The 9,481-nt window shown below is 59.5% G+C and carries 9 protein-coding genes; 1 reads left to right on the top strand and 8 read right to left on the bottom strand.

What is annotated here, in order from left to right; genetic code table 11:
* Positions 1–139: 139 nt before the first annotated feature.
* The 8 genes from AC07XF_RS25510 to AC07XF_RS25475 form a co-directional block, all read right to left on the bottom strand.
* Entirely contained in the window at positions 140–604 is a 465-nt protein-coding gene (locus AC07XF_RS25510) for an acyl-CoA thioesterase (protein WP_495028708.1), read from the bottom strand.
* A gap of 69 nt (positions 605–673) precedes the next feature.
* On the bottom strand, positions 674–1,816 hold the full coding sequence (locus tag AC07XF_RS25505; RefSeq protein WP_493726396.1) for an acyl-CoA dehydrogenase family protein: 1,143 nt from the start codon (positions 1,814–1,816) through the stop codon (positions 674–676).
* A 109-nt stretch (positions 1,817–1,925) separates the two neighbouring features.
* Positions 1,926–3,491 (bottom strand): arylsulfatase, encoded by a 1,566-nt coding sequence (locus tag AC07XF_RS25500; protein WP_495028707.1) that lies wholly within the window; start codon positions 3,489–3,491, stop codon positions 1,926–1,928.
* A 67-nt stretch (positions 3,492–3,558) separates the two neighbouring features.
* Positions 3,559–4,143 (bottom strand): DUF2889 domain-containing protein, encoded by a 585-nt coding sequence (locus AC07XF_RS25495; RefSeq protein ID WP_495028706.1) that lies wholly within the window; start codon positions 4,141–4,143, stop codon positions 3,559–3,561.
* A gap of 61 nt (positions 4,144–4,204) precedes the next feature.
* On the bottom strand, positions 4,205–5,032 hold the full coding sequence (locus AC07XF_RS25490; RefSeq protein WP_495028705.1) for an SDR family NAD(P)-dependent oxidoreductase: 828 nt from the start codon (positions 5,030–5,032) through the stop codon (positions 4,205–4,207).
* A 34-nt stretch (positions 5,033–5,066) separates the two neighbouring features.
* A complete protein-coding gene (locus tag AC07XF_RS25485; protein ID WP_495028704.1) occupies positions 5,067–5,486 on the bottom strand; it encodes a MaoC family dehydratase in 420 nt (139 codons plus the stop codon).
* 10 nt (positions 5,487–5,496) lie between these two features.
* Complete coding sequence (locus AC07XF_RS25480; RefSeq protein ID WP_495028703.1) at positions 5,497–5,937, bottom strand: MaoC family dehydratase N-terminal domain-containing protein; 441 nt, start codon at positions 5,935–5,937, stop codon at positions 5,497–5,499.
* Positions 5,938–6,001: 64 nt separating this feature from the next.
* Positions 6,002–7,189 carry a lipid-transfer protein gene (locus AC07XF_RS25475; RefSeq protein WP_495028702.1) on the bottom strand — a complete coding sequence of 396 codons (1,188 nt, stop codon included), beginning with the start codon at positions 7,187–7,189 and terminating at the stop codon, positions 6,002–6,004.
* A gap of 434 nt (positions 7,190–7,623) precedes the next feature.
* On the opposite strand from AC07XF_RS25475, the gene AC07XF_RS25470 reads away from it, so the two are divergent.
* Positions 7,624–9,474, top strand: a complete 1,851-nt coding sequence (locus tag AC07XF_RS25470) for a DUF1302 domain-containing protein (protein WP_495028701.1) — start codon at positions 7,624–7,626, stop codon at positions 9,472–9,474.
* Positions 9,475–9,481: the final 7 nt, after the last annotated feature.

The raw sequence follows: 9,481 nt of genomic DNA, 5'->3' as shown, positions 1-9,481 counted from the left end.
AACGATGCCGCGTGTTTACTGACTAAACGCGGCGCTCTTGAGTCCATCGCGAGCAAGCTCGCTCCTACAGAATCCTTGATTGAACAGCATTACGCTGATGGCGGGGTTTTCTTTTTCTGTCTGTTACGTGGTCTGACGTCTATAAAGTCGGCAGGAGTTTGCAGCCATCGACCTCGACCATTTTTTTGCGCAAATGATCGGGCACAGTGACGCGCTCACCAGTTTGGTTCACCAGCCACACACAGACGGAGTAGCCATGGCCGACCAGTAAGCCATTCCACACCGCAAACTCCATGCGAAAACTGGTGTTTTTGACCCAGGCAATCCGCGCACAAACCAGAATTTTTTCCCCCTGGAACACCGGCCGGTCATAGGTGAAGCCGACGTCCTTGATCACCGGCCCCGGTGTATCCGCAGTGAGGCGTGGCACACCAATTTCGGTCAAATAGCCAACTCGTGCCTCTTCGCACCATGTGAGGTACGCACCATTGTTGGCATGGCCGAAAGGGTCCAGATCGCTCCAGCGCGTCTCCAGCTCCTTGGCGAACCACCAGCCCTGTTCGACGCCGTAGCGCACGCGGTTTTCTTCGTTCAACCCATTCATTGCACTTTCCCTGCTAAATCATCAAATGGCGGTCGCACGGCGAGCCGGCCGGCGCAACCGCCTCAAGCCTCAAAGCGTTCGCGCCACCAGTTCACGCATGATGTCGTTGGCGCCGCCATAGATGCGCGTCACGCGGCTATCCAGGTAATGCCGTGCTACCGGGTACTCGAGCATGTAGCCGTTGCCGCCGTGCAGTTGCAGGCACTGATCAACCACCTTCGAATACAGTTCCGAGCAATACAGCTTGGCGGCCGCTGCGGCTTCGCTGGTCAGCTTGTGCGCAAGGCACAGTTCCATGCAGCGGTCGACATAGGTCTGGCCGACGGTGATCTCAGCCTTCAAGTCGGCGAGTTTGAAACGCGAGTTCTGGAAATCGATGATCGGCTTGCCGAACACGGTGCGGCCACGGGTGTAGTCGATGGTGTGATCGAGCACGGCCTGGGCACCGGAAATGCTGCTGACGGCAATCGACAAGCGCTCCCAGGCCAGTTCCCTCATCAACTGAATGAAGCCCTGCCCCGGTACATCGCCGAGCACGTTCGCTTTGGGTACGCGCACATCCTCGAAGAACAGCATGGTGGTGTCCTGCGCATGCAGTCCGACTTTTTTCAGCGGCGTGGATTTGCTCACGCCGGGCCGGTCAGCCTCGACCAATATCAGCGAAATATCCTGCGAGCCCTTGCCGGTATTTCCGGTCCTGGCCACCAGGACGATGATGTCGCAGTTGGTGCCATTGGAGATGAAGGTCTTGGACCCGTTGATGATGTAGTCATCGCCATCGAGCACCGCGCGCGCCTTGACCGCTTGCAAGTCGGAGCCGGTATTGGGTTCGGTCATGGCCACGGCGGCAATGGCTTCGCCGCTGGCCATTTTCGGCAGCCACTGCTGCTTCTGGGCCTCGGTGCCAAAGTTAATGAAATAGCCGGCGCAGATGTCATGCACCGAAAAACCGTTCAGGCCCGTGGTATTGGCGAAGGCGATTTCTTCGGAGGCGATCATCGAGAAGCGACGATCCAGGCCCAGGCCACCATAGGCCTCTGGCGTTGTTGCGTTGAGCATGCCGAGTTCACCGGCACGTCGCCAGATTTCGCGCGGCACGCAGCGGTTTTCTTCCCATTGCTCGTGAAACGGGGTGCACTCTTCGCTCAGGAAGCGGCGAACGGTGTTACGGAATTCTTCGTGTTCATGCTCGAACAAAATACGGGGGATCATGGCTTTTCCTCAGGGACAAGAGCCGAACATTGCCGGCCAGGCTTGTCCACGATAGGAAATGCTGAGGGGGTACTGTCCCCCTCAGGGAGAGGGGGACGATTGGCTGTTCTCAGTTGGCCGGTGGTGTCAATTTCTGCAGCTTCATCATCGCCTGTTTAACCGCCAGGCTCTGATAGCTGATATTGGCCGCGTTGAGGCTGACACCTTCCTGGAACGGGTACTGCGCAAGGGTGGCCATGAACGCCTGGATCTTGTCCTGGATCGGTACGAACAGCCACATCTGGTCGCCAGCCCATCGCGCCGACATTGCCGAGTCCCGGCGTGCTGTTTCGAAGGGGTCAGCCTTCAGATTGGTAACCACCGGCACATTGGTGACCGTTCGGGTTGCAGAGCCGAACGAGCCGGTCATGCTGGCAAAGGTCACCTTCCAGTCACGCCAGCGTACTGCGTTCAATTCGCCGCCCATGCCGAAGTAGAAATACTCCTCGCGCGGGCTCTCCTTGGCCTCACCCTTGAAGAAAGGCAGGAAGTTGTAGCCGTCCAGATGCACCTTGTAAGGTTTGCCGTCCAGGGTCGTGCCCTTGGCAAGGTCCTCGCGCAGCTTGGGCAGGCCGACCGCCGCGGCCAGGGTCGGCATCCAGTCGTTATGGGCGATCAGGTTGTTGAAATGGCTGCCCGGCTTGATCACACCCGGCCATTTCACCAGCAGTGGCACCCGGTGCCCGCCTTCGTTGGTGGTGCCCTTTTCGCCATTGAACGGCGAGGTGCCGCCATCCGGCCAGCTGACCTTTTGTGCGCCGTTGTCGGTGGTGTAGATGATGATGGTGTTGTCGGCGATGCCCAGGTCGTCGAGCTTCTTCAACAACTGACCGACCTGCCCGTCGTGTTCGACCATGCCGTCCGGGTACAGGCCGATGCCGGTCTTGCCATCGGCTTCCTTGCTCAGGTGAGTCCAGACATGCATGCGCGTGCTGTTGAACCAGACGAAAAACGGTTTATCGGCCTTGTGGGCCTTGTCGATGAAGTTCTCGGTGGCCTGGACGAATTCCTCGTCGATGGTTTCCATACGCTTGCGGGTCAACGGGCCGGTGTCCTCGATCTTGCCGTCGGCATAAGAGTGGACCACCCCGCGCGGGCCATACTTTTTCCGGAATTCGGGGTCTTTCGGATAGTAGTAAGTCTCGGGCTCTTCCTCGGCATTCATGTGGTACAGATTGCCGAAGAACTCGTCGAAACCATGTTGGGTTGGCAGGTGTTTGTCGCGATCACCCATATGGTTTTTGCCGAACTGCCCTGTGGTGTAACCCTGCTGCTTCATGACGTTGCCGATCGTTGGAGCCCAGTCCGGGATGCCGTGCTCGGAGCCGGGCATGCCGACGGTCAACAGGCCGGTGCGGAACGGATGCTCACCCAGGATAAAAGCCGAGCGCCCGGCGGTGCAGGATTGTTCGCCGTAGGCATGGGTGAACAGCACGCCCTCTTTGGCGATGCGATCGATGTTCGGCGTCTCGTAACCCATCATGCCCTGGTTGTAGGCACTGAGATTGGAGTAACCGATGTCGTCACCGAAGATCACCAGGATGTTCGGTTTATCGGCGGCCAGCGCAGTAGAACCCCAGAACCACATCGACGTGGCAAATAGCAAAGCAGTCAGCCATGTTTTAGTGCACTTCATGTTGCATCTCCATTGTTGTTATTCGTTGGGATCAGCACAGGTGTTCAATGTCACGACATGGCCAGGGTCAATCTTTTCCTGATGGACCGGGTTCGTAATGGTCCGGCCACAGCGTGCGCACGGCTTCGCCATCGGTACGATAGGTGTGGCAGGTGCCGATGACCCAGTGCTTCGGGCGTTTGAAACCAGGCTCGCGGGTCTCGCGCAGGCGCATCTGCTCACGCAACAACGGTGCGGTGGTCTGGATCAGGGTGGTGGCCATGGGGCCAAGCAATTCGGTCAAATGCGTACAGCCGCGCTCTGCGCCGACGCGTTCAGCCACCCGTTGTTTGAAACCGGCACCGATTTTCAAGCCCTTCAATGCCGCGTAGGCGTGGCTGATCTGCTTGCACATGGGCGCGGGCGTGATTTCGGAGCGCGCTTCCACGTGCTGGATCACGAGGTTGGTGTCCACGGTCATCACGATGTACATCTGATGCAGCGCCCCGCCGGCCTCGATGGTGCCAAAGGGCATTTCGGTTTCTCTGCCCTTGATGTCCAGTAAGCGTCCTTCAACGTCGAACAGGCCGTCGCTGCGTAAATACCCGGTGCAGGTGACGGTGCGGGTATGCAGCAGTTGCCGCACAGGAGTGGTTGCTTCATCGTCGGTCATCGAACAGCCTCGCCGGAGTCGGGAAAGGCGACCGTGCAATACGGTCGCCGTTGCTTTCTGATCAAACCGTACCCAAGCCGCCACCGCAGACCAGCACCTGGCCAGACAGGTAGTCCGATTCCGGAATGCAGAACAGATACACGGCGTTGGCTGCTTCGTCCGGGTTGCCGGGACGGCCCAGCGGAATCATGGATTTCGAAGCTTCGACGGTGGCCTGGCTGATGCCGACCTTGATTTCCCGACCTTCGATATTGATGAACTTCGGATCACCTTCCACCGGCAGGGTCATACGGGTTTCGATGTGACCGAAAGCCACCGCGTTGACATTGACCTTGTAGCGCCCCCACTCCTTGGACAGCGCCTTCGTCATGCCCAATACACCGGCCTTGGCCGTGGAATAGTTGACCTGGCCGGGATTGCCACTGGCCGAAACCGAGGAGATGTTGACGATCTTGCGGTTGACCACGCGACCCTCGGCAGCCTCTTGTTTGGCCGCCGCGCTGATGATCGGCTGAGCCGCGCGCAGGATGCGGAACGGCGCGGTGATGTGGCAGTCGATGATCGCGTACCACTGCTCGTCGGTCATCTTCTGGATCACGCTGTCCCAAGTGTAACCGGCGTTGTTGACGATGATATCGATGGTGCCGTAGCTGTCCATCGCGGTCTTGACCAGGCGATCGGCGAAGTCAACGGCCGTCACGCTGCCCACGCAGGCAACGGCGTCACCGCCAGCGGCGCGGATTTCTGCGACCACTTCTTCGGCCGGCGAGGCGTCCAGATCGTTGACCACGATGCGGGCACCTTCGCTGGCCAGCTTCAGCGCAACGCTGCGACCGATCCCACGGCCGGAGCCAGTGACCAGGGCGACTTTACCTAAGAGTTTTTTCATTGTTGGGTTCCTGCCAATGTTCTTGTAATTGAGTTCAAGCCAGGGCGACGACGGCGTCACCGGTCAGGCGGGGTTCGCCGTATTGGTTGTTGCACTGGATCTGCAGGCGCACGCATTTTTCGCCGTCGGCTTCGAATTTCTCGACGATGCGTCCGGTCAAGTGCGGGACATGGCCGAGCTGGGTGATGCCGACGAAGCGCATCGACAAAAAGCGGATTTGCGCTTGCGGCACCCAGTCGGTCAGCAGCCGACCGAGGTAAGCGGCCGACAGCATGCCGTGGGCAAACACATCGGGTTGGCGCGAGCGGCGTGCAAAATCGAGGTCGATATGCACCTGGTTGTGATCGCCGGAAGCACCGGCATACAGTGCCAGTGTGGTGCGATTGATCGGTGGCAGCTGCAACGGCGGGAGTGCGTCACCCACCTGTAGCTCGCTGTATAGAGGGATCGTCATGGTCTGCTCCTCAGCGCTGCACCACCGACGAACGAACGTCGGCGATGTGCTCACCCATCTGGTTGGTCACGCGGGTTTCGCTGACCACGAATTGCAACGCGCCGTTCTTCTTGTCGTAGACGTCGACAATGCGGCTATCGAAAGTCAGCACATCACCGGCGAACGCCATCCGGTGATAGGTGAAACTTTGCTCGGCATGCAGAATGCGACCGAGGTCGAAGCCCATGATCCCTTCGACGATATGGTCGGTATCCCGGCCTTCACGTTCGAGGCAAAAGAGGAACGTCGGTGGCATCGGCAGGGATCTGTAACCCGCTGCCCGGGCCGCTGTTTCGTCGGTATAGACAGGATTGGTTTCGCCGATGGATTTGGCGAAGAAGCGCAGACGCCCCTTTTCCAGCTCGGCAGTGGTCACGCCGAGCGAACGGCCGATCAGACTGATGTCTGCCATTGCACTGGGTTCCTTGCAGGTGAATGGGAAAACGCGCGCTCGAAATGAACGCGCGTACAGCGCATCAGCCGCGACCAAACAGCGTCACGATGCCTGCGCCACCCAGACCGAGGTTGTGCTGCAAGGCGTGCTGCAGGCCTTCGACCTGACGGTCGCCAGCGGTGCCGCGCAGCTGGTGGGTCAATTCATAGCACTGCGCAAGACCGGTGGCGCCCAGCGGATGCCCCTTGGACAGCAGGCCGCCCGACGGGTTGACCACGACCTGGCCACCGTAGGTGTTGTCGCCATCCATCACGAACTTCTCGGCGCCGCCTTCAGGGCAGAAACCCAGGCCTTCATAGGTCAGCAGTTCGTTCTGGGCGAAGCAGTCGTGCATTTCGCACACACGAATGTCTTCCGGACCGACACCGGCTTTTTCGTAGACTTCCTGCGAGGCGCGCTGGGTCATGCCGACGCCCACGATGCTGATCATCGAAGGTGGGTCGAAGGCGTCCGGCTTATCCGTGACCAGCGACTGGGCGAGGATGGTCACGTCGGTACGCAGGCCGTGCTTCTTGGCGAAGCGCTCGGAAACGATGATCGCTGCAGCACCGCCACAGGTCGGCGGGCAAGCCATCAGACGGGTCATCACGCCCGGGAAAATCACTTGGTCAGCCATGACGTCTTCGGTGGTAATGACTTTCTTGAATACGGCCAGCGGGTTGTTGGCAGCGTGACGGCTGGCCTTGGCGCGGATTGCCGCGAACGTCTCCATCCTGGTGCCGTACTTTTCCATGTGCTCTTTACCGGCACCGCCGAACAGGCGCAGAGCGTTCGGCATGGCATCGCCTTCCGGGAAGATACGGCTCGACACTTCCATGCCTTTGCCATAGGTGCCTGGACGGTCAAGCCAGTGATCCTTCAGCGCGCCCGGCTGCATCTGCTCGAAACCGAACGCCAGGGCGCAATCGACAGCGCCGCTTTCTACAGCCTGGCGAGCCAGGTACAGGGCGGTCGAACCGCTGCCGCAGTTGTTGTTGACGTTGATCACCGGGATACCGCTCAGGCCCACTTCGTACAGCGCCGACTGGCCGCTGGTGGAGTCGCCGTACACATAGCCGGCATACGCCTGCTGCACCAGGTTGTAATCGACACCCGCATCTTTCAGAGCCAAACGAATGGCCTGCGCGCCCATCTCGATATAGCTGAGGCTGGCACCAGGCTTGGTGAACTGAATCATGCCGACGCCGGCTACGTAAGTTTTCTGCGACATCATTTTCTCCAAGGTCAGTTGAAAGGCTCCGTTCGTCGCGTTGGTCTGGCGGCGATCACAGCAACCCCTGGATCGATAGTTACGTAAACCGGCCTGACTCCATCCCCCTCCTGTTGAGGGGGATGGGTCGAACTGCCCTGCATGGCAGGCAGCACGCCCGATAAGCACTGCCGCCCCCCTCCCCACCACCTGTCTGCCCCCCCTCTCCCCGAGGGGGCATCGCTCGCCTGCATTGCGATTAGCGTTGCCCCAGCTCGACCAAAAACAACAACAAAAATCACACAGGTAGCCGCAACGTGATTCTCGTCCGCACTGCATCACATTCAACTGCGCCACGGCATTTCGCCGCCGCTCTCGCCTGCTCAACCGCCGCGAACAATCCGGTCAATTGGACTGACTTCCCGTCGTTTTGAAATTTGCAATTGGAGCGCCACATGACAATAAGAAAATACGATGCTTTCCAGCCGCAGTTGCTGGCCATGGCTGTCGCGCTGGGCGTAAGCGCTCAGGCACAGGCCATTGATTTCAACATCGGGGAGATCCAGGGGCAGTTCGATTCATCGCTTTCGATTGGCGCCAGTTGGGCCGCAGCCGATCCGGATCCAAAGTTTGTTTCCAATTTCAACTCGGTGGGCGCAAACGGCAACTCATCGGCACGCAACGCCGACGATGGCCGCCTCAATTTCAAGAAAGGCGAAACCTTCTCGAAAATCTTCAAAGGCGTTCACGATCTGGAGCTGAAATACGGCGACAGTGGCGCCTTCGTGCGCGGCAAGTACTGGTACGACTTTGAGCTCATGGATGAGCACCAATCGTTCTACGATATCGACGATCACGGCCGCGATCGCGCCGCCAAGTCTTCAGGTGCGATGTTCCTCGACAGTTTTATCTACCACAACTATACGATTGGCGATTTGGCGGGTAACGCGCGCGCAGGCAAGCAGGTGGTCAGCTGGGGTGAGAGCACCTTTATCAGCAACGGCATCAACGCGATCAACCCGGTCGATGTGGCGGCATTGCGTCGTCCCGGCGCCGAGGTCAAGGAAGGATTGATCCCGGTAAACATGTTGTATGTGTCGCAGAGCCTGAGCGAGAACCTCAACGCCGAGGCTTTCTATCAGCTGGAGTGGAAAAAGTCGGTCGTCGATAACTGTGGCACCTTCTTCAGTGTCGACCCGATCGCCAAGGGTTGTAATGATCGCAACGTACTGGCGGGTCTTGACCTGGCACCCGGTGTGGCCAGCAACACCGCGACAATCGCCCAGATCAATGCCGGGGCGCTGGATGACGTCTATCTGCCGCGCGCCAAAGACAAGGATGCTCGCGACGGAGGCCAATACGGTCTGGCCTTGCGCTGGAACGTAGCGGAATTGAACGATACCGAGTTCGGCGCTTATGCCTTGAACTACCACAGCCGCAGCCCCTCGGTCAGCTTCACGCAAAACACCTCGACAGTGCCTGGGCTGGCCCAGCAGGTTCGCGCGAGCCGCTACTTCGTCGAGTACCCCGAAGATATCCGCCTGTATGGTTTGAGTTTCGCCACCAACTTCGAAGGTGTCGCATTGGGCGGCGAAGTCAGCTACCGCCCCAACCAGCCCTTGAGCATCAATGGTGCCGATCTGAACTACGCAGCCACCGGCGTTTCGCCGCTGACGCCGGTGTTCACCTCCGGGTTTGCCAGCAAATCTGCCGGCGCCTACTTGCCTGGCTACAAGCGTATGCCGGTGACCCAGGCGCAAATGACCGCCACCAAGTTCTTCAACCAGGTCCTGGGCGGTGAGCGTCTGACCCTGATCGGTGAAGTGGGCTACACCCACATCAGTGGCCTGGGTGCAACCGACGGCACCGACCTGCGCTTCGGCCGCAGCACCACCTTCGGCGCCGGCATTCTGCCGGGAGCCGCCGGAGCGGCCACCTGCGCCGGCAGCCCGACACAGGTTCCCGGCGCGCCCGTCGGCACAACCCGGCCGAGCAACCCGCAACAGGAATGCAACAACAAGGGCTTCTACAGCACCAGTTCCTGGGGTTACCGCACGCGCGCCAGCCTGAATTACCCGAACGCTATCGCTGGCGTCAACCTGACACCGAACGTGGCCTGGTCGCATGACGTCGATGGCCGCAGCCCGACCTTCGAGGAAGGCGCCAAGGCGATCAGTGTTGGCCTGGATGCGGATTACCAGAGCACCTACACCGCGAGTCTGAATTACACCAACTTCTTCGGTGGTGATTTCAATACCCAGACTGATCGCGACTTCCTTTCACTCAGCTTCGGCGTGAACTTCTAACCGGCGT

The sequence above is a fragment of the Pseudomonas sp. GW821-FHT01C01 genome (assembly GCF_059422645.1).
Note: the sequence above shows the minus strand (reverse complement) of the source record. Positions and strands in the feature narration are given on the sequence as shown.

Excerpts from the sequence above, each read along its gene's own strand:
- AC07XF_RS25510 (WP_495028708.1), bottom strand. The coding sequence starts at position 604 with ATGAATGGGTTGAACGAAGAAAACCGCGTGCGCTACGGCGTCGAACAG.
- AC07XF_RS25505 (WP_493726396.1), bottom strand. The coding sequence starts at position 1,816 with ATGATCCCCCGTATTTTGTTCGAGCATGAACACGAAGAATTCCGTAAC.
- AC07XF_RS25500 (WP_495028707.1), bottom strand. The coding sequence starts at position 3,491 with ATGAAGTGCACTAAAACATGGCTGACTGCTTTGCTATTTGCCACGTCG.
- AC07XF_RS25495 (WP_495028706.1), bottom strand. The coding sequence starts at position 4,143 with ATGACCGACGATGAAGCAACCACTCCTGTGCGGCAACTGCTGCATACC.
- AC07XF_RS25490 (WP_495028705.1), bottom strand. The coding sequence starts at position 5,032 with ATGAAAAAACTCTTAGGTAAAGTCGCCCTGGTCACTGGCTCCGGCCGT.
- AC07XF_RS25485 (WP_495028704.1), bottom strand. The coding sequence starts at position 5,486 with ATGACGATCCCTCTATACAGCGAGCTACAGGTGGGTGACGCACTCCCG.
- AC07XF_RS25480 (WP_495028703.1), bottom strand. The coding sequence starts at position 5,937 with ATGGCAGACATCAGTCTGATCGGCCGTTCGCTCGGCGTGACCACTGCC.
- AC07XF_RS25475 (WP_495028702.1), bottom strand. The coding sequence starts at position 7,189 with ATGTCGCAGAAAACTTACGTAGCCGGCGTCGGCATGATTCAGTTCACC.
- AC07XF_RS25470 (WP_495028701.1), top strand. The coding sequence starts at position 7,624 with ATGACAATAAGAAAATACGATGCTTTCCAGCCGCAGTTGCTGGCCATG.